8 protein-coding genes and 3 pseudogenes are annotated in these 21,253 nt (G+C 41.1%); all 11 read left to right on the top strand.

Annotated features, from left to right (window positions below; genetic code table 11):
- Positions 1-280: pseudogene (locus AC0YN6_RS04870) on the top strand (hypothetical protein); the annotation flags it as partial.
- Between the two features lie 55 nt (positions 281-335).
- Positions 336-6,851, top strand: a complete 6,516-nt coding sequence (locus tag AC0YN6_RS04865; RefSeq protein WP_475745485.1) for an S-layer homology domain-containing protein — start codon at positions 336-338, stop codon at positions 6,849-6,851.
- 300 nt (positions 6,852-7,151) lie between these two features.
- Positions 7,152-7,546 (top strand): annotated as a pseudogene (locus AC0YN6_RS04860) (ABC transporter permease family protein); the annotation flags it as partial.
- Between the two features lie 252 nt (positions 7,547-7,798).
- Positions 7,799-8,647: pseudogene (locus AC0YN6_RS04855) on the top strand (IS3 family transposase); the annotation flags it as partial.
- 405 nt (positions 8,648-9,052) lie between these two features.
- Positions 9,053-12,481, top strand: coding sequence for an alpha-1,3-galactosidase-related protein (locus tag AC0YN6_RS04850; protein WP_475745484.1), 3,429 nt, complete (start codon positions 9,053-9,055; stop codon positions 12,479-12,481).
- 160 nt (positions 12,482-12,641) lie between these two features.
- Positions 12,642-13,532: a carbohydrate ABC transporter permease gene (locus AC0YN6_RS04845; RefSeq protein WP_475745483.1), complete on the top strand. Its 891-nt coding sequence runs from the start codon at positions 12,642-12,644 to the stop codon at positions 13,530-13,532.
- Between the two features lie 21 nt (positions 13,533-13,553).
- On the top strand, positions 13,554-14,381 hold the full coding sequence (locus AC0YN6_RS04840; RefSeq protein WP_475745482.1) for a carbohydrate ABC transporter permease: 828 nt from the start codon (positions 13,554-13,556) through the stop codon (positions 14,379-14,381).
- A gap of 36 nt (positions 14,382-14,417) precedes the next feature.
- Positions 14,418-15,818, top strand: coding sequence for an ABC transporter substrate-binding protein (locus tag AC0YN6_RS04835; protein ID WP_475745481.1), 1,401 nt, complete (start codon positions 14,418-14,420; stop codon positions 15,816-15,818).
- Between the two features lie 24 nt (positions 15,819-15,842).
- A complete protein-coding gene (locus AC0YN6_RS04830) occupies positions 15,843-17,516 on the top strand; it encodes a sensor histidine kinase (protein WP_475745480.1) in 1,674 nt (557 codons plus the stop codon).
- Positions 17,516-19,057, top strand: coding sequence for a response regulator (locus AC0YN6_RS04825; protein WP_475745479.1), 1,542 nt, complete (start codon positions 17,516-17,518; stop codon positions 19,055-19,057). Before AC0YN6_RS04830 ends, AC0YN6_RS04825 begins: the two co-directional genes overlap by 1 nt.
- Before the next feature lie 741 nt (positions 19,058-19,798).
- Entirely contained in the window at positions 19,799-21,109 is a 1,311-nt protein-coding gene (locus tag AC0YN6_RS04820) for a YheC/YheD family endospore coat-associated protein (protein ID WP_475745478.1), read from the top strand.
- Positions 21,110-21,253 lie beyond the last annotated feature (144 nt).

The following is a 21,253-nucleotide window of genomic DNA, read 5'->3' as shown; positions in this document are numbered from 1 at the left end:
ACAATACATGATTGACAATGTTAACAAGTATAATACATTGCCAATCTCTGGAGCGAACGATAAATATTCAGATGGAGTGAAATCATTCTATGCGGCTTATCCGGAGCAAGGCACGGTATATCAGACAGCTGTTAAGTATGTAAATCCTCAGTGGATGGAAATTGGTAAGGAAATCACGAATGTCATTCTTGGTCAGAACGATTCTAAAAAAATGCTTCAAAACATCGATAAGAACCGTGCTAATCAAGCTACTGCAGCCAGCGATCCAGCTTGGAAGTAATGGTTTATTATGTTTATTCCATTTGTGTAAATGTATACAAAAATGAGGAGGAGTTATGATGAAGAAGCAAGTATTAGCGTTATTATTAGCAATTTTATTGGTATGTAATTTGTCGGTATCAATAGTATCGGCTGAATTCGATACAACGACGCAATCCAATGTAATGGCAGCCTTCTATGTTTCTGATACCGGTAGCGATACATCTGCGGGTACAGCAGAAGCACCATTTGCAACATTAAAAAAAGCCAAAGAAGAAGTTGCAAAAATTAATGGAAATATGACTGGTGATATCGTAGTCTATTTGATGGACGGTACCTATGAGCTAGAACATACTGTGCGATTTGGGGAGGGCGATTCCGGCAGCAACGGCTATTATATCCGCTATGAGGCTGCATCGGGCGCCAAACCTGAGATCAGCGGCGGCATGAAACTGGAGAATGAGTGGGAAGAACATACGATCCTTCCGAATGGCAACACGATTTACAAGATGCCCCTGAATCGTGACCATAAACTGCGGGCGTTGTATGTTAACGGTGAGCGTTCTTATATGGCCTCCACGGAAAGTGCTGTGAAAGCGCAGGGGACATGGGGGACTTATACCATTGGACAAACCATCGATATTAACGACTTCGACTGGTCGCCGCTCTATAGCGATAATTTTAATGCTCGTGAGCTTGGTCGAATTGGAACTAACGATCCTGATCTCAAAATGTTTGCTGCAAGCGGCAAACCCGCTGACAGTATTGTTAATGTCATCGATGATGGGAATGGAAATAAGGTGCTCCAATTGGCTCCTACAGCAAACGGAGACTTAGGCTTTGAAATTTTGGATAAAGCTTATAAAAATGGATTAATTTCTTATAAAATTCAGTTCGGAGAAAAACATAAATTTTCTCATACTTGGGAAGCGCTGGGGTTAATAGGTGCCAACGTGAGAAGTGGAAGTTCCACCACTTGGGCAGGCATTAAATTTGCGCCTCATATGCCTAATCGTCAGGTCTATTTCCAGTCTGGTACGGATGGAAATGCTTTACAAGAGAATGTCACGGCAATGCCGTTTGTCAATGAGCAGTGGTATCAGGTGAAGATGATGGTTACCGAGGATGGTAGCTATTATTCCAAGTTCTGGAAAGACGGGAATTCCGAACCTTCTGACTGGTCCAGACGCGAGGGGTTTACAAACGTAAAGGGTCAAGACTTGTTTTTCCGTATATTTGCCTATAAGCATCAAGCTGCTACAAATATCGATATTCGTTTGGATGATCTTAACATCCAAACTGGCATTAAGAAAGGCGATGCTGGTACCAAGACGCCAGATTGGGCTTGGGAAATGGGAAGCAAAGCTGATGCGATTCTATATAACCAAACTGATTTCCCGATGATTAGTAGTAACATTGAAGATGTGGAAATTGAAAATCAACAGGTTTGGAACAAAAACATCGTAACCGTTCGAGAAATGGATGCTGGGCCTAATGGTAAATGGATTATGAAACTCCAGCAGCCTTATGGCGCCATTGCACAGACCCCTGGCTGGGGAGTGAACTTTTCAGGTAGCGGCAATCATAAAATTTGGAATGCTTACGAACTTTTAAATCAACCTGGCGAGTTTTTCTTTGATCGGGAAGAACAAATGCTCTATTACATTCCTCGTAACGATGAGAACTTAGCAAACGCTAGTGTAGTGGTTCCTCGTCTGGAAACGCTGGTTGAATTTCGGGGAACTCCAGTGGTTTCTGGCGATTTAACAACTGCTGGAGAGAAAGCCATCACTGGTCAGACTAAAAATATTTTATTTAAGGGTGTTACCTTTGCCCACTCTGATTGGGGTCTGCAAAAAATTGGTGATTCTTATGGAAAATCTACAGTGCAGGCGGCCACTACGTTTACCGCTTATGCTACAAACAACTGGCATTTTGATATGTACCGAAACTTGGATACGCTACCTGGTGCGATCGAAATGGAGTACGCTCACAATATTAAAATTCTTAATGGCGAAATTAAGTTAACCGGTGCAGAAGGCGTGCTGCTAGCTAACGATGTTGATGGCAGTGAGGTTTCTGGTAACTTTATTTATCAGACCGGTGGCGCAGGCGTGACTATCGGTAATCCTCAGCATATCTATGAAAATGATTCGTTGGAGCCAGATGTTTACGTCCATCACAAGGATATGGATCCGTCCAAGCCTATCGAAGGAGCTACAGCTGACAAGGAGAAATATCAGAATGGTACAGAGCGAGCACCTCGAGACGTGAAGATATCTAATAATTTTTTTATGGATAACTGTCGCTTGTTCCCATCTCATAGTCCGATCACAACTTTTTATTCACAGCGGCTAGAAGTTAGCAACAACTTCATTAAGAATGCTGCGTATAGTGGTATGAGCATTGGCTGGGGCTGGTGTAATTTTGACGGTGTGCCTGCAGGATTCAATGACTGGGGAAGCATTAATAATCAGGGTGGCAGTATTTTGCCCGGCGTCCCTACTAAGGTCAGCAAAGAAAACAAAATTATTAATAATCGCATTGAAGATACAATGACAATTTTGCATGACGGCGGTCTGATTTACACTTTAGGTGAACAAGAGGGAACTGTGATATCTGGTAATTTCGGCAGAGGGTCAGAGAATGGAATTTACACAGATGAAGGATCAGCATATTATGCACCGATTCAGAACAATGTTGTTGCTGATTTAACGGGATCTGCAATTTTTGCTGTTGAGTATGGTAGAAAACATGATTTGCAGTTTGACAATAACTTTTCGGACAAAAATAGAGTTAGTATCGCACAGAGGGAATCAATCAATATTACTAGTACAAATTTTAACCATATTGCAGATAAAGTATGGCCGAAGGAAGCTAGCGATATTATACAAAACTCTGGTTTGACGACTGAGTATCGAGTGAAATTTGCTCCTATTCTGACTGACATCTACGGCTCAGTACAGGATGCATTACTACCGCAGGAGGCAGTATTGAATCAATCGAACGGAGAAAAGCTTACGCTACATGCTTGGCTCAATGAGGAGGATGAAATTTGGTTAGCACCCGCAGGTACAACTGAGTTTGCAGAGAGCGCAATAATGACCAAAGCGATGGGCAATGCTGAAGAAATCGCTCTACCAATGTTCTCTAGCGAATATAAGCTCTATGTCAAGCAAGTTGACGAATTCTCAGAAGCGTCTGCAGCAACGATTAAGGTGGAGGGGACGCCAGTTGTAGTTAAAGCAACACCTGAAGCTGGAGCGTATACCGAGCCTACAGAAGTACATTTAAGTGTACCTGTTGAGGGGGCTGAGCTATACTACACCATTGATGGCTCTGAACCTACGAAGGATAGCTTAATCTATGAAAATCTGATTATGGTTGATAGCACATTGACTATTAAAGTCAAAGCATTCCTGGGCGATCTGGCAATCAATGAGCAGACATTCCAATATTACATTCTGGATGAATTAATTTCTGAAGAACAACTTCTGCTGCATCTGAAGGCCGACGAAGGCGTGACCAAAGACGAGAATGGTTTTGTTAGCCAGTGGGCGTCAGCTGTTGGTGGCCAAAGCTTGATACAGTTAATCTCCGCTGCCCAGCCGCAGCTGGTGCAAAGTAAGGATGGTTATTCGTACCTGCATTTTGATGGCAACAATGATTTCTTAGAGCTAAGTGATTTTGCTGAAGTTAATGGTAAGGAAGAAATGACCATTATATTGGTTAGTAAGTTTATGGGTACTGATCAGCCTGCTTATGGAGACTATAAGCCAGCATTGTATATGCCAGAAACTGGTGGTTGGGGGGGAGTATCTCTTGCACCACAAAAAGGCACAGTGAAGATGCGTTTCGGCATTGGCGAGGCATTGGGTCAAGCTGGTATAACTACTTATAACAGGTCAGAGGTAGAAAATGATCTCAGTGCAACCATTGGTATGAAAAATGGCACAGAGGACAGTATTTATGTAAATGGTACATTAGTAAAGAAAGAAGGGAACAAAGCTCCAACTATTACTAATACTGCTAAGCAACTATTTATTGCCAAGAGCAGTAGTAGCAATACCTTCTTCGCCGGTGACATTGCTGAGGTTCTGATTTATGATAAAGTGCTAACCGATGCTGAGATTGCAGGTGTCAATACTTATATCAATGCTAAATATCCTAAATATGTTCAAAAGTTAACTAAGTTTGATGCTACGGACTCAAATATTAAGTATGTAGGTAGATGGAAAAATAATAATGGAGTAAAAGAAGGCTATTGGAGCGGAGCTTACTTTGAAACATCCTTTACAGGTGAAGAAATATTTATTGGGTTAAAGCAGACTGCCAATATCGCTGTTAGCATAGATGGCGGAACTCCTATTATGTATAAAAATGTCTCTGGATCTGTAAATATTACACCAGTAGGATTGAATTCAGGTGAACATACTTTGCGTGTGGTCGTACCAGACGAATCGCAAAGTATAAAAATTGATGGAATATATTTAAAAGAGGGGGAATCTTTGAAACCAGCAAAGGATAATGGATATTTAATAGAATTTATAGGGGATTCTATTACGGCAGGTTCATTTTATGAGCCAGCGAGCACAAACACCTATGCGTGGTATACTGGTGAAGCCTTAGGAGTAGACCATAGTATAGTGGCACAAGGTGGAATAGCGTTGCTTGATGGACATAATGGTGGAAGCTTTGCTAGTAAAGATGGTATGGCGAAGCAGTATTTCAAATTAAAGCAGTTTGCTTTTGATGACACCAATGAATCATGGGATACTACAAACTATACTCCAAATATGATTGTAATAAATTTAGGAACAAACGATAACGGAAATGCGAATCCTGTTGATACACCGCAAGAAAGTGAAGATTTTGTTAATACCTATTCAAGTTTTGTGACACAATTAAAAACGGCATATGGTACTAAAACTCCTATAGCTATTATGACGCCACTTCAAGGGTTTTTAAACACAGAAGTTAAAGAGGTGGTTGAAAAACTAAAGGATAGTGGAATTACAGACGTATATCTGGTGGATACAGCAGGTTGGATTACCGTAAGCGATACATTAGATGGGTATCACCCAACAATGGATACGCACCAAAAAGTGGCTAATTTATTGAAACGTAACTTGGAAGAAATAATTAATCAAAACAGCGTAATAACGCCGACAAGTGCGAGCTTCGACAAAAATCCAGAAAAACAAGCGGATGTGACGGTTACGCTAGAGCTGAATGGAAATAGTTTAAGTGGCATCAGTAATGTGGATACAGCTTTGGTTGCTGAAGCGGACTACACGGTTACAGAAAACACGATAACGATTCACAAGGCGTATTTGGCAGCGCAACCAGCAGGAAACATGATTTTAACATTCACCTTCAATGCAGGGGAGGCACAGACATTAAACATTACCGTCAGTGACACGACCCCCATTGCAACAACGGTTGAATTAAATCTGAATCCGACTAGCCTACAAATACCAGATTCGGGTACTGTGACATCGCAAGCTGAAGCAGCAGTAAAATACGAGAACGGTGATATAGTAGCGGATGCGAGCGTTATCTACAGTATTCCTGAAACGACAGGAGTAGTGATAGATGAGCAAACGGGTCTGATTACGGTAGATGTTACAGCAACGGAAGGACAAGTAACAGTTACTGCGACAAGTGAAGAAATCACAGGTACAGCACTTCTTAACTTGACTGTGGGTACACCAAGCGTTGTGCTCAAGTCTATGGTCATCGAACAGCTACCTACTAAGACAAAATATGAAGTGGGCGAATCACTTCAATTAGCTGGTCTTGTAGTTAAGGCGGTTTACAGCGACGGAAGTAAGCAAACACTCGGAGTATCAGATTTAACTGTAAACGGCTTTGTAAGTAATACGGCCGGGGATAAAGTAGTTACAATAAGCTACCAAGGTAAGAGTGCAACATTTGTTGTAACTATAATAGAGAAGTATGTGCCACCGGTAATAAAACCGACACCGGAGCCAACACCAGTGCCGACACCAGAGCCAACACCAGAGCCAACTCCAGAGCCGACACCAGAACCTGTTGAGTTGAAGGATATTACAACACATTGGGCAAAAGCTTCGATTGAAAGAGCGGTGGAGCTAGGATTTGTAAATGGCTACGAGGATGAAACGTTCAAACCGGATCGCACCGTAACGCGAGGTGAATTTGCAGCCATGCTTGCACGTGCATTGAAGCTGGATACTGACAGTAATAGCGAGTTTAGCTTTACTGATCAAGCAGAAACGCCAGCATGGGCACATCCATATATTCAAAGTATCGCTCAAGCCGGTATCATTAACGGGTACGAAGATGGTACATTCCGGGCAAATAATGAAATTACGCGTGTGGAATTGACTGTCATGATGGTACGCGTACTTGGACTTAAAGTGGATACAAGTGCCAACCCAGATTTTAACGATGCCGATCAAGTACCGGAATGGGCAAGGGCATATGTGGCAACAGCTGCAGAGGTAGGTCTGATTAAAGGATATACTGATGGCAGCTTTAAGCCTGCTGCATCTGCAACAAGAGCAGAAGCAGTGACTTTGATCTTAGCTATGCTAAACAAAGTGAAGTAAGATTTTATATGGATAAGTAACATTTCTGATGAATTAACTTGCAGGATTATGGTGTATAAAGCATTATCCTGCAGGTTAGTTGTATAATCTTACCTGGAATTAACCTGCACTAAATAAATCTTAATATGCTCCACAATAGAAAGTAAGATTTTTCCGATCAAAAGATGATATGGCGACTTGATCAGGTCGCCATATCATTAATTTTCTTAATGCTGTACTTTGATTTGTTTTATTACGGAGGTGTTTTTATGAGCATATCATATGCAACATCAACTCATGTATTTAACCTGCAAGCTAATCTATCAAAGCGTCTTGATTCCGTTAATTCGCGTTCTCCAAACTATTGAATTATAAAATATGATTCCTGGGCTCATATTGGTGCATGTAGTTTACGGTCTGTCTATCTGCGCGCTCATATTATATGTGATTATGCCGATTTCGATTACCGGGTTTGTTGTTGTAGGAATATGGCAGTTTACAAGAGTCTGGAACGAATTTTTGTTCGCAGTTACGCTTACGACTCAAAAACAGCAGCCGATAATGGTAGCTCTGTAAAATCTGACGGGAAGTCAAATTGTAAAATGAAATGTACAAATGGCCGAGGCTCTACTAGCTGCACTACCAACTTTGCTTGTGTATTTATTTTAAGCCGTTATTTTGTTAAAGGGATTATGGCAGGGTCGGTTAAAGGCTAATGTATTCACACAATGAATGAAAATGAAAAAAGATATATTCCCCTATTAATTGAGGGGAATATATCTTTTTTATATTAGTGCGCCACGCATAGCGCGTAGCTAGGTGGTGAAAGTCTATACATCGGAATTAAGATTTGTTTAGGATGCTCCGGAATTGGTAGGTGGATCGTCTACACTAAGTTAGACAGAAAAAATAAGGGCTAGTAGAATGAAGATAATCGATGAAGGAGCGCATCTACTATGCCACAATAAAGACGTACATTTACTGCCGAGTTCAAGAAGCAAATGGTCCAGCACTATGAGAGCGGAAAATCAAGGGCGAGCATTGTCCGAGAATATAATCTGAGCGCTTCTGCATTTGATCGTTGGATCGCCGAGAGTCAGAAAACAGGTTCATTCAAAGAAAAAGACAACCGTACGGCAGAGGAAAACGAACTACTTGCGTTGCGCAAAGAAAACCAGCGCCTAAAAATGGAAAACGATATTTTAAAGCAAGCCGCGCTGATCATGGGACGAAAGTAAATGTGATCCGTTATAACGCTCACAAGTACTCGGTATCAGCAATGTGTGAAGTCCTCCAATTGCCTCGTAGCACCTATTAAGTCAGAGCCTGCAACGAATGAAGAGGAGCAGAAACTTGAGCATGCAGTTGTGGACATCTTTAAAGCCAGTCGAAACAACTATGGAACACGCAAAATCAAGGTGGAATTGACTGGGTGCTTCACGACGAAAAATCGGTCGTATCATGAACAAACATGGACTAGTTTCTAACTACACCGTTGCACAGTATAAGCCGTTTAAATGCAAATCTAATGAATCAAAAGTAAAGAATGAGCTTGGACGACAGTTTGATCAAGACGAGCCCTTTGCCGTTGTTGTCAGCGATATGACGTACGTGAGAGTTGCGGGTAAATGGCACTACGTATGCTTGTTTGTCGACCTCTTTAACCGCGAAATGATCGGTTTTAGTAGCGGACCTGAGAAGACAGCAGCGTTGGTGAACAGGGCCATCGCCAGCTTCTCTGTGGGACTTGATCGCGTTAAGATTTTCATACCGACAGAGGGAAAGAGTTTGATAACAAGCTGATTTCAGGGCGCTTATCCTACGGATTGCGCCTTTTTTAACAGCTATGTCTCCATTACAAAGAACCAGCTAATATCTTGTGAGGGTGGATATTAGCTAGTTTAATCATCGATCAAATGTTGAAAACTATGAAACTCTCAACTTAAAAGGTATTCTCTGATCCATATCGAATTCAAAAGTCTGGTAAATCAGATATATTCACTTAAGTTACGAAGCCGAGATGGATTTATTACGGATGATGCCAGGAATAACTCATCTAATTTTACAAATCACAAAGGATAAAATTCCATGTTTGTTGATTCGTAGGTGAATTATAATATGTGCAGGCTTAACAAATAAACTCTTAAGGATTAGGGGGGAATCAAATAGAGTGTTTAAGCCCAGATGTGAAAGCGATTACATAATTAGAGAGGTGGAAAGTGATGATAAGAAAACCTTTGAATGTGGTAGTTCTGAGCTTCATGCTTCTTGCAATAACATGTCTGTTTCACATACCGACAACTACGGCTGCTACTAGTTATACAGAAACTACGGAAACCATGGATGGTAAAACCTATTCGGTCATAACCGTCAACTACACGGGAGACGACGCAGGACCTGCGGTAAATGAAGCGATTGCAGCCGCCAAAAATGCCGCTAAGCCGGTAATTCTAGATTTCCCTGCAGGCACCTATCACTTTAAAGATTCATCTGCCATTAGTGCGCAGTACTATATTTCAAATGCTTCGACAGCATCGCAAACACCAGGAGGGTGGAGAAAGATAGGTCTATTGTTTAAAGATATAAGTGACATTACGATCCGGGGTAACGGATCAACGTTGTTGTTCCATGGGGTAATGACACCCATTATATTTGACCATGCTACGAATGTGAATTTGAATAACATTAGTTTTGATTTTAAACGACCTGTTATGTCTGAACTGACCGTAACTAACGTTGGCAGTAAGTATTTCGAAGCAGAAATTCATCCAGATTCGTTGTATAAAATTGAGAATAATAGTCTTCAATGGACTGGAGAAGTTGATAGTAACGGGAATGCAATTGATAATTGGGTAGCTGGCGGATTTGCAAACATCACGCAAGTTCAAGGATATAATCCTAATACGAAAGAGACATGGAGAAATTCGAATCCTTTATCCGGCGTGGTTAGTGCTCAGGATTTGGGGAACCGAAAAGTAAGATTTAACTTTAATTCTACTCCAATAGCTGTAAACGGATATACGTATCAGCTTCGAAATGATATACGTAAAGAACAAGGTGCTTTTATCTACAGAAGCAAAGATGTAACGTGGACAGGAGTAAATTTCCATGCAGCCCCTGGGCTTGGGATCGTAGGACAATATAGTGAGAATCTTGACTTTGAAAATTTGAATTTTGCCCCAAAAGCTGGCAGCGGTCGTACGAACGCTTCTATGGCTGATTTCATGCAATTTTCCGGAGTCAAAGGCGAGATCAAAGTCAATAATTCCAATTTTTTTGGTGCTCATGACGATCCGATCAACGTTCATGGTACTCATCTTAGGATCGTTGAAAAACCAGCTTCCAATCAGATTAAAGTCAGATTTATGCACAATCAGAGTTGGGGTTTTGATGCCTTTACGGTTAACGACACGATTGAATATATCGAGGGTTCCAGCTTGCTGGCCGTTGGTAGCGCTAAAGTGACAGCAGTTACAAGAGTAGACGACTTCAATACTCTTCTCACACTGGATAAAGATGTTCCAAACACGGTGAATGTAAATAATTTCTATGTCGAAAACGTTACCTGGACTCCGAATGTTACGATTACAGGATCAACATTCGAATCCTTCTCGACTAGAGGTATTTTGATGACTACACGAGGAAAAGTGTTAATTGACAATAATACATTTAATAGAGCACCAATGAGTGCGATTTTAATTGCTGACGACGCGAGTAGTTGGTATGAATCGGGTATGGTGAAAGATGTAACCATTAGCAGTAACAGGTTTAACTATGGAGGAAATTCTGTAATTAGTATCGAACCAAGCACTTCCTCAACGAACCCTGATAAAACAGTCCATAGTAATATCAAAATTGAAGGTAATACATTTAAAAAGAACGGAACAACGAGTATTTATTCCAAAGGTGTTAACGGATTCAGCTTTAACAATAATATTGTACATGAAGGCGGATTGCAGCTTAATTTTTACGGGTCAAAAGATGTTGTTGTTCAAGGAAATAGCTTTACACAAAGCGGAGTAGCGAAAAACATATCGCTATCCTACATGTATACGAATACCGATACAATCGACTCGGCACAAGGTTTTACGGTATCCAGAAGCAATAACTATGTTCCCGTAGTTCCAAATCCGAATGTAAATCTATCCCTAACTGCAACGGCAACGGCTTCCAGTCAATATAATACAAGTTTTACACCAGACAGAGCAAAAGATGGAAGCACAAGTACGAAATGGTCACCACAATCTGGAACAGGTATTAACGAATGGCTCCGAATGGACTTTGGCTCCAATAAAACGTTCAATCAGATCGTTATTAAAGAGGAATTGAACAGGACAACTGGATATAAGGTTCAGTATTATAATGGTTCAATGTGGATAGATCTTGCAAGCGGGACTACTGTGAAAACAACGGCAACACACTCTTTCACCGGAGTAACAGCACAGAAAGTCAGGTTGATGATTACGGCTACACAAACAGACTCCAACGGTTGGGGAAGAGAACCTAACATAACCGAATTCGAAATATATGATGTACCGGTATTTGAAAGAATTACAACACCGACATCCATCACCGGGGTTGTTAACGGAACAGCGAAGACGGCGACAGCTCTCGGCTTGCCTACAACCGTTGAACTAGTGACGGATAAGCGCAGCTATGATGCGAGTGTGGTATGGAATGTGGATGCTTCAACCTATGTTCCAACTTCAACGGCAGGACAGACGTTCACAATTAACGGAGTGGTTACTTTGCCTAACGGAGTTTCAAATCCGAATAATGTAGCGTTAACAACAAGTATCAGTGTGACTGTATTACCTGCAGCTTTACCTCAATCTACATTAGCTGGCCAGCAGCAGGTTCTCGCTAGTCAAACATTTGATATAACAATGGGGTTGAGCAACATTACACAAAATGAGTATTTATCGATAAATGCTCAAGATTTGACGCTATACTTTGATCCGGTACATGTACAGTTCGAATCGGTTACATCACTGAAAGACGGATTTCAAGTTATTAGTACAAAAGAGAAGGTCCCAGGACAAATCCGTATCATTGCTGCTAGCGTTGGAGCGAACGTGGCTAGTCAAGGAGACTTGCTCACATTCAAATTTAAAGCAAAATCCGTATCTGAGGAAACGGATACGATCATTTCTATTGACCAGGTTGTGATTGCCAACGGACAAGGGAATGAGCTGCAGGTCGGCGAAGCCTTCCGCGAGATTCAAATCACGCTACCAACTATACCTGTGGATAAGACCCTCTTGAATACGTTGATTGCAAGTGCTCAAGCCAAGTACACGGCAGCAGTGGAAGGCGATGAGGATGGTCTTTATGCAAATGGCTCCAAAGCGTCATTGCAGTTGGTGATCGATGCGGCTCTTGTGATAGCAAATGATCCGAACGCCACTCAACAACAGGTGGATAGCGTGAAAATCGCCATGGAAACAGCTATTCAAGTATTTGATGCCAAGAAAATAACTGCAGATGTCACTGGAGATGGAAGAATTTCTATCGGTGACTTGGCCATTGTTGCGGGAGTTTACGGTTCACAACAAGGTCAAGAGGGGTGGAATGAGAAAGCGGATGTAAATCATGATGGTAAGGTTGATATTACAGATCTAGCGATCGTAGCCAAAGCGATTATGCAATAATAATATTCTTCACCGCTAAAGGAAGATTCCATCTACTTTGGCGGTGTTTTTTTTATGTTATCGGATCAGACAATAATACAAATCACTTCATTGGATGCTCCATACCTAAGATAAAGAAAATAATGGATAATTAAGATACATAAGAGAGGAGGGCATGTTCGTGAAGGGCTATTCATTAGAACGAAGGGAAAGAAAAATAGGTTTACTATTCGCGCTACCAACGGTGATCGGCTTTTTTGTATTTATTCTACTTCCAATCGTAGCGGTATTTCTACTGAGTATCAGTAAATTAGATTTAATGTCGAATGAATTTAGTTGGCAGGGATTTAAATATTATTCGAAGATGATCCATGATTCAGATTTCTGGAGTGCAACGAGAAATACGGCATTGTACTTGGTCATCTATGTTCCATTAACGCTGGCACTGGGATTAAGTATGGCGACTGTGCTGAATAAGAAGCTGTATATGAGGGGCGTCACACGCACGTTTTTTATTATCCCCTATATAACAACCTATGTAGCAACGTTAGTTGTATGGAACGTCTTTCTACATCCGACAGATGGACCATTAAACAGTTTACTCATGAGTCTTGGAATTGCACATCCCCCGCAGTATATGGTTGATCGTGATTGGGCACTGCCTATTCTAGCGATCATTGGATCGTGGAAGGATGTAGGCTATCACTGTATATTATTCTTGGCGGCATTGCAGGGCGTTTCCAACGACTACTACGAAGCATCTTCGATCGATGGTGCAGGACGCTGGCAACGATTTCGGAGTATTACACTCCCTCTTATTTCACCGACGACGTTCATGCTCCTATTAATCACTATTATTGGTGGACTACAAGCTTTCAACCAGATGGCTTTACTTACAAAAGGTGGTCCCGCGTTCAGTACGACAACTTTGACGTATCACATTTATCGCTCGGCTTTTGAATTCTATGACTTCTCATATGCTTCAGCTGTAGGAATGTTCTTATTCTTATTAACGCTTGTGATTATAGTAATCAACTGGCAGATGCAGAAGAAATGGGTGTTCTATCAATAATTTTAGAAAGGAGAACACAGCATGTCAAAGTCTTCGTTCAGGGGTGTGTCAACGAGTATACTCTATCTACTCATTGGACTCTTTTTTATAACGCCATTGCTCTGGATGCTATCTACATCGTTTAAATTTGAGAGTCAAGTGTTCGAACGCCCCTTTACCTTCGTTCATTGGGGACATATGAATTGGGATAATTACAAGATCATTCTGTTGGATACACCATTTCTCACTTGGTTTAAAAATTCAATTATCGTTACATGTTTATCGGTCTTACTTCGTTTAGCTTTATCCGTTACGGCTGGCTATGCGTTTGGCTTTCTGAAATTTAAATACTCAGGAGCAATCTTCTTTCTTATGCTGATGACCTTGTTTATTCCATATCAGTTGACCTTGCTGCCACAGTTTATAGCATATCGTTTTGTCGGCATATTGGATACTCGTTGGGCGCTGATCATTCCGAATATGGTTGATATTCTATCCATTTTCATGATGAGACAATTTTATATGAGCTTTCCGCGAGAGTTAATCAGTGCTGCGTATATGGAAGGCAGTGGAGTGATACAGTCATTTATTAAAGTCGCACTGCCACTTGCCAAAACGATTCTAGTAACTATTGGTTTGTTAAGCTTCTTTATGATCTGGGATCAATATTATCAACCATTGATATTCTTAAAGTCTGCAGATTTGTATACGATTCCAATTGGACTGCAGAGCTTCCAGACACAATTCGGCAAGGCCTATGCGCAACAAATGGCGTTGGCTTGTCTGGCCATTGTCCCGGTACTAATCATATTTTTGGCACTCCAGAAGCAGTTTGTCGAAAGTGTTGTTTCTTCAGGCATCAAGGGTTAACCTCATATAATCATAAATGATAAGGGGAGATTAAGGATGGTCAAAAGATTAGGTATGATAGCTTTGATTAGTACGCTAACCGTAGCATTAACTGCATGCGGTGATGGGGGAGGTACCAAAGAATCTACAGGTAATGACTCTACGAAGCAGAACAGTACGGATCAAACAGCACAGTCTGAACAGACAAAGACGGATGAAAATGCGGAACTAGTAACTTTAAAATTGTTAAGTATTTCAGAATATTTGGATACGCCGGAATTCAAAGAGTTTCTCACTAGATTTGAACAGAAGTACCCGAACATCAAGGTTGACCCTATTTCAGTTCCTCATGAGCAGTACATCAACAAACGTAATATTATGCTCGCAAGCGGTGAGAATGTCGATTTGATCTGGGGAAATGGTGTTTATCAATTTGATGCCATTAATAAAGGTTTCTTAATGCCAATTGAGGATGTGGCTAAAGAAGTAGATGTGGATATGACCAAGGATTTCGGGAATTTTAAACCGGATAAGGATAATCACTACTATCGATTTCCAATTCAGCAGAACAATTGGATGCTCTATTATAACAAGAAGGTATTTGACGATGCTAAGGTTTCATACCCGGATGCGAATATCCCGATGACCTGGGATGAGGTTGCCGATGTGGCACAGAAACTAACTAAGGTAGATGGGAGTACCAAGACATATGGTCTTTTCTATAATAACTGGGGTATGTACTACTATGGATACGGTAGTCAGCTTACGGATGGAAAGTTCTATACGGAAGATGGTCTGAGCAATATCAATGCACCAGAATTCAAGCGTAGTCTTGAATGGATGAACGATGTGATGAATGTACGTAAAGCAGCAATGCCGATCTCTGAATATATTTCTAACAACACCGATTTTCTATCTTATTGGAACGGTAACTATGGTATGGCAGTCGGTGCCCAGTGGTATGCTCAACTTGCTGCGACGAAGAAGGATAAATTCCCGAGAGATTGGAAGGCGGGGATTGCTCCAATGCCAGTGCCTAAGGAAATGGCGGGCAAGCATATGAACTGGTCGAGTATCGACTCTCTAGCGGTTCCTAAAAATTCGAAGCATCCTAAAGAGGCACTGATCTTCGCAAAAGAATATGTATCCGATTACACATTGAGTACCGGAACACTTCCGATGTATAATAAAGTAAATGCCGATAAATTTTATCAAGATTTAGCGGATCAATTGAAGGCTGACGACATTACACTGGAACAGGTAAAATATTTGTTCGGTGGTGACCCGAATACGGTGAATGTGGAAGAGAAGCCGATTCTCGGCGCCCCACAAGAATACGAGACAACGTTCCTGGATTTGATTGTTGAATACTACACAGGAAAGGTTAGTGTAGATAAGGTTCTAGGCGATATTAAACAAAAAGTAGATAAATCCATTGTTGAACAGAAAAATTCATAAACGTTCTGGTAGGAGTGTTCTGCAATGAAATGGAGCAGCAGGAGATATGTTGGATCGAGATCGTTGCAAAAGCGTTTAATTATTCTGATAGTAACGATATTTATTCCTTTTTCCTTGCTGCTTTATTTTATTTATTCGTTCGTAGAACAAACAATTTTATCAAAAGTAGAGGAAATCAATCAAATTCGAGTAGAGCAGACGGCCTCACGTATTCAGGATCTGTTTCAACGGATTTTCATGGCGACAAATTTGTTTATTAATGACAAGCAGTTTTTACGTGCATTGGATATTCATGATCCTTACGATGTTGCTAAAAATCAGATTCTCTTAGAAGCTGTAGAGCGATTGCAATATGCCTTTTTCTTAAATGAGAAATATATTGTCATCATACAAGATTTGAATGGTCATGAATTTGTATCAGACCCCTCACGTCTAGGCTTGAGAAAGAATCAACTTTTTGATTATATTCATCATCGCGGAGATTCTATGCCGAGGGACATACTCCATAGTTATCAATGGGCGATCCATGATTTCGGGAATGATAAACAGTTTATTGTTTTCACTCGTACGTTATTTAACCCGCAGACGGCAATTCCAAAAGGAACGGCTACCATTTTTATTCCCATTACATATGTACAACAAATACTAGAAACGGATAAGAGCTATTACGAAATTCAAGATGAGCAAGCCCATGTGTTATTCGCTATGAATTCATCACCGAATCGTCTGAATACAGCTTCCCGCGATATGACTACCATTTCGCTAAAGATCCAGCCTACCGATTGGGTGTTCATACAACGTCATAATGCTTATTTCTTGAAGCAAAGCTTGTATTGGTTCTATATTTCTATTTATGTTACGATGGGGCTTTTTGTAATCATATACTTCATCAATTCGGTTTTGGTCATTAATGTTTTTCGCAAAGTGTTGTTTCAAATTCAAACGATTTCTAAACAATTGATTATAAACTCTCCCATTCTACGACTTCCCATCAAGACAGATCCTCACATTCTAGAATTAACGGAAGTGCTTCGACAGTTAGTTCATAATGTCAACATGTCGAGAGAGAACTATCAACGTGCAGCCGATGACAAACGGAAGCTGGAATTCCAAATGCTTCAGCATCAAATTAATCCGCATTTTCTGTTAAATTCATTGAATTCTATCCGATTTATTGCGGACGAACAACAACAGCAAAAGCTTAGCTCCTTGCTGTTATCTCTGTCCTATTTATTACAACAGCAGTTATATAAAGAAGATGCATTTTGGACCTTTCAAGAAGAAAAGGTATATCTCGAGAAATATTCAGATATATTGATTTCACGATACGGCGAGCGTTTCCAAGTCTTGCTGAATTTTGAAGCTGTGCTGATGGAGCGACCTGTACTGCGCATGTTGATTCAGCCACTGGTAGAGAATTGCTTCGAGCATGCCTTTGCAGGACGTGAGGATGGTATCATTCGAGTTCATGCCGAGATCGATGCGTCAACCCATTATGTAAGGATAATGGTTGCTGACAATGGTAGAGGGATCATCGAGTCGGAAAGAAGTCGTACGAGAAAATCTATTGGTGTCCAGAATGTCCGAGAACGAATTCGTCTTCATTATGGTGAGCAGGCAGAATTTACAATAGTAAGCATACCAGATCAAGGAGTGACGATAACTCTTGTGATCCCACAAGCGAAGGAGGAGTCTTGATGCGTATCTTAATCGTAGACGATGAGATTACGATACGTCGCCATCTCAAACTCATGCTGAACGATATGCGCGTTGAAATCTACGAAGCAGAACATGGCATAAAGGCGCTTGAGATATTGGAAAAGGTATCGATCCATATTATGCTAACGGATATTCGAATGCCTGTGATGGATGGAATTGATCTCATCAAGGAAACGAAAGTTCGCTATCCGAACGTCTGGCCGATTGTACTGAGTAACTATGCTGATTTCTCGCTTGCTCAACAGGCAATGCGTTTTGGCGCCAAAAACTATGTTCTTAAGGCAACGATGGATAAGCAGCTATTAATTGATGAAATATTGTCTGCCTTTCGAGATCAACAATCGGTTCATCAACATCGTAATGCACTGAATTCCAATGAGAGGATGCTACTGCTGAACTCTTTATTCCATGAGGCTTTAAGGAAGCATGAAACCATGCATGAACTGAGGCAACGAGCAGCAAAACTAGATATCCTATTCTTTCAATTGGATTTGCCTCCGTCTTACTTTGCTCTACTTGAAATTAATCATTTCACAGCATGGGCACAGGATCGTTATTCAGGAGAGATGGATCTAGCTGTATTCTCCGTTATGAATGTTGTGGCTGAGAAATTGAAAATTAATGATGAACGAAATGAAATCATCCATCTTGCCAGAGGTCAATTTATTGTACTCGATATTGAAGAACAGAATATGGAAAATCATCATATTAAATGCTTTGAAATTCAGAGGATTCTGAAAGAATATTTAAAGCTGGATGCCTCATTGATTATGCATTATTCTTTCTGCGAAATGCAGGGTTTAACTAGAGAAGTGAAGGATCATTTAGTAGATTTTGATCGTTTTTTTTATGAGGATAGTTTATTGTTATCGAGCAATGATACTCACTTCGTAGCTCCTGTTGAGATTGATTTGTATCGATATCTTCAACAACTAGAATCTATAGAAGATGGGAGAGGGCAAGCTAATAAGCTATATAATTGGATTGAAGCCTACTTTCAAGTCATCATATATTGCCGTCGTCCTTCCTCATTGGTGAAGGAAGATTTGAAACTTCTAATTACTTTTATAGAGAAGCATGGGTACATTGTATCAACTGAACTGAAAGAGAGTATCGAGCATCAACGGCAAGAACGGATCGGTGCTTATAAACAGCTTTTCTACGAATGGATGACGAAGCTACAGCTGGTGGGGGAACAGCGGAAAGAGATTACGGAAACATTATATTACATCCACAGTTATTATCAGCGTAAAATCACTCTAGATGAACTTAGTTCATATGTGCATGTAAGCCGTTCCCACTTGTCTAAGATGTTCAAGGATCATCTGGGTGTCGCAATTACAGATTATATTGAGGCGTACCGGATGAAGCAAGCGAAACTATTGCTAAAAACTACAACTTTAACAATTGCAGAAATTGGGGAGCGAGTTGGAATTGCAGATATTTTTTATTTTAGTAAGCTATACAAGCGATTCTACCGAGTGAATCCAAGTAAGGATCGAAAGTCGGAATTGGTATAATTCTTCAATGCAGATTCGTTCATATTCTTCGATGAGGTGCCTAAGTTCCCATTTGTCTTCTTTAAGGGCAGTAGCGATGAATTAAATTGGTCTGAGAGACTTGCTGAACGAACTTGATTATAGGTTAAATCTCGCTTCCGCCGCTAGGTGGGGGCTATTTGACGCTCACTAAATTATGATTAGTTAAACTTTGATCAGCCATAAGAACCGGCTTATCTACGTTGCATTTTCTGCAACTGAATCGTCATCTGTCGCCTCATTCACTAGCTACAATGCACTTTATGCAGCTGAATGGGGCGGATCGTCGTTTTGGAGTAACTTTTGGCGTGATTCTGATGCATATGTGCAACGTAGCTCACCGTTCGGTGCGGGATGTCAGGTTTCTGCTGTACGAAATACACTCTAGTTTAATTTCACCGTTCACCCTGCCTTGGGATTACTGGTTGTTTGGTACCTGACGCATTCATGTTACGAGATTCTACGAAAACAGGTCTCTTTCATTCTGGCTGGTTACGTCGTATAGCATTTCGTGATATTCAGGCATCTGACCTCCGTCATTCGTCCAAGCAATAACAGCAGCAGACAAATACTGTGTTATTGTGCCGAAAAAGGAGGCGTATCATTTCCACAGGCAACCTAAACGCTTACTTGGTCATTTCTTAATCATGAATAATTGGGCAACCATCCATTTCTATGGCTCATGTTAATGAACTACTATCATCCAAGAAGAGGGTGAATCGGTTGTATATCAAATGGATCCCTGGGCTGAAACCCAACCAAATCCTGCTGCCCCGGAAAGTTGTCATCCCTCTTTCGGCAATGCTTCATTTCGGCGCATGGAAAAAAAAGGTGCAAGTAGGAATTAGCGAACATCAACCGCAGGATGCCATCGGATTGTCCTTTGAGTTGAAAAATGAGGTTACGATGCCCGATACGCTGCCTTATGAAATGTATACTTCCGGAAAAGATCTTCATCTCGGACCTGTAATCGCGCTCTTAATTTCTACAAAGGGGCTTACCTCCGAATTATTGAACGAATATCGCGGTTACTTTACGAATTATCAAGCGATTAAGGGGCTTATTTATCTATTTTCCGTAGATGGGATCAATCCCAGGAATAAAACCATTGAAGGGTATTATTACAACCCGCAGGCCGGTGGGGACAAAGCTCCATGGACCAAAGGAGTTTTCCCCTACCCCGGTGTAATCTACAGGAGAATAAGGGTCAACAAAAGCAGGCTCTATGATGATTTGTTTGTGCATACGGATAAAAAAATTTTCAATCCATATTATTTGAACAAGTGGGAATTATGGGAATCGAGCCGCACGAATACTCTTATTCACGACCATTTGCCGCACACCAAATTGTTGGATAACCTGCAGACCTTGAATAAAATGCTGGCTTTATACGGATCGGTCTATCTGAAGCCGAACAACGGTTCGATGGGACAAGGGATCATGAAACTAGAAAAGACGCTGGGCGGCTATCTTTTTATCAACCGGGATATGGGGATGACATTCGTAAATAATGAAATCAAAGCAGGGGCGTTCCTCAGGCGCATGCAAAATGGCAGAAAGTATTTGATTCAACAGTCCGTTGCTTTGACGTATCAGAATAAAAACGTTGATTTCAGGGTCATCATGCAAAAAGACGGCAGCCAACAGTGGGCCTGCTCGGGTGTGATCGCGCGTTATGGCGAAGACGGAAGATTCTATACGAACGATGTAAGCTCGATCAGTTTGGGCAGGGACGCTCTGCGAACGGTCTTTCAATTCAATGATGAAGAGGCGATCCAAAAAGAAGAGGAAATCATCTCGATTTGTACGAAAGCCTGTCAACTAATTGACCATAAGTACGGACCTTTCGGCGATGTGGGGATCGACGTCACGGTAGATCCGAATCTGAAAGTCTGGATTCTTGAAATAAACAGCCGTCATCAACATAATATCCCGTCCTATCTGAAGGAAGATCCGCAAATGTACAACAGAGTACTCACTCGGCCTTTTGAATTTGCAAAAGCATGGGCTGGTTTTACAACGGAAAATATTTAGTCGTAAGAAAAACAGCCCTCGCCTTTCCGCATGTGTGGAATATGAATAAACAATCTTGGAGTAAAGGGAGGAAGACCGCCAAGACCACCGCCACCGCCACCACCAGCACCCACACCGCCGCCAGCAATCCATCATATATTGCCG

This window comes from Paenibacillus sp. J22P15 (assembly GCF_056269345.1).
This window is presented reverse-complemented; position numbering and strand designations above follow the sequence as displayed.

What these genes read in the sequence shown, in the direction of transcription:
- AC0YN6_RS04865 (WP_475745485.1), top strand. Translation starts at nt 336, where the DNA reads ATGATGAAGAAGCAAGTATTAGCGTTATTATTAGCAATTTTATTGGTA.
- AC0YN6_RS04850 (WP_475745484.1), top strand. Translation starts at nt 9,053, where the DNA reads ATGATAAGAAAACCTTTGAATGTGGTAGTTCTGAGCTTCATGCTTCTT.
- AC0YN6_RS04840 (WP_475745482.1), top strand. Translation starts at nt 13,554, where the DNA reads ATGTCAAAGTCTTCGTTCAGGGGTGTGTCAACGAGTATACTCTATCTA.
- AC0YN6_RS04835 (WP_475745481.1), top strand. Translation starts at nt 14,418, where the DNA reads ATGGTCAAAAGATTAGGTATGATAGCTTTGATTAGTACGCTAACCGTA.
- AC0YN6_RS04830 (WP_475745480.1), top strand. Translation starts at nt 15,843, where the DNA reads ATGAAATGGAGCAGCAGGAGATATGTTGGATCGAGATCGTTGCAAAAG.
- AC0YN6_RS04825 (WP_475745479.1), top strand. Translation starts at nt 17,516, where the DNA reads ATGCGTATCTTAATCGTAGACGATGAGATTACGATACGTCGCCATCTC.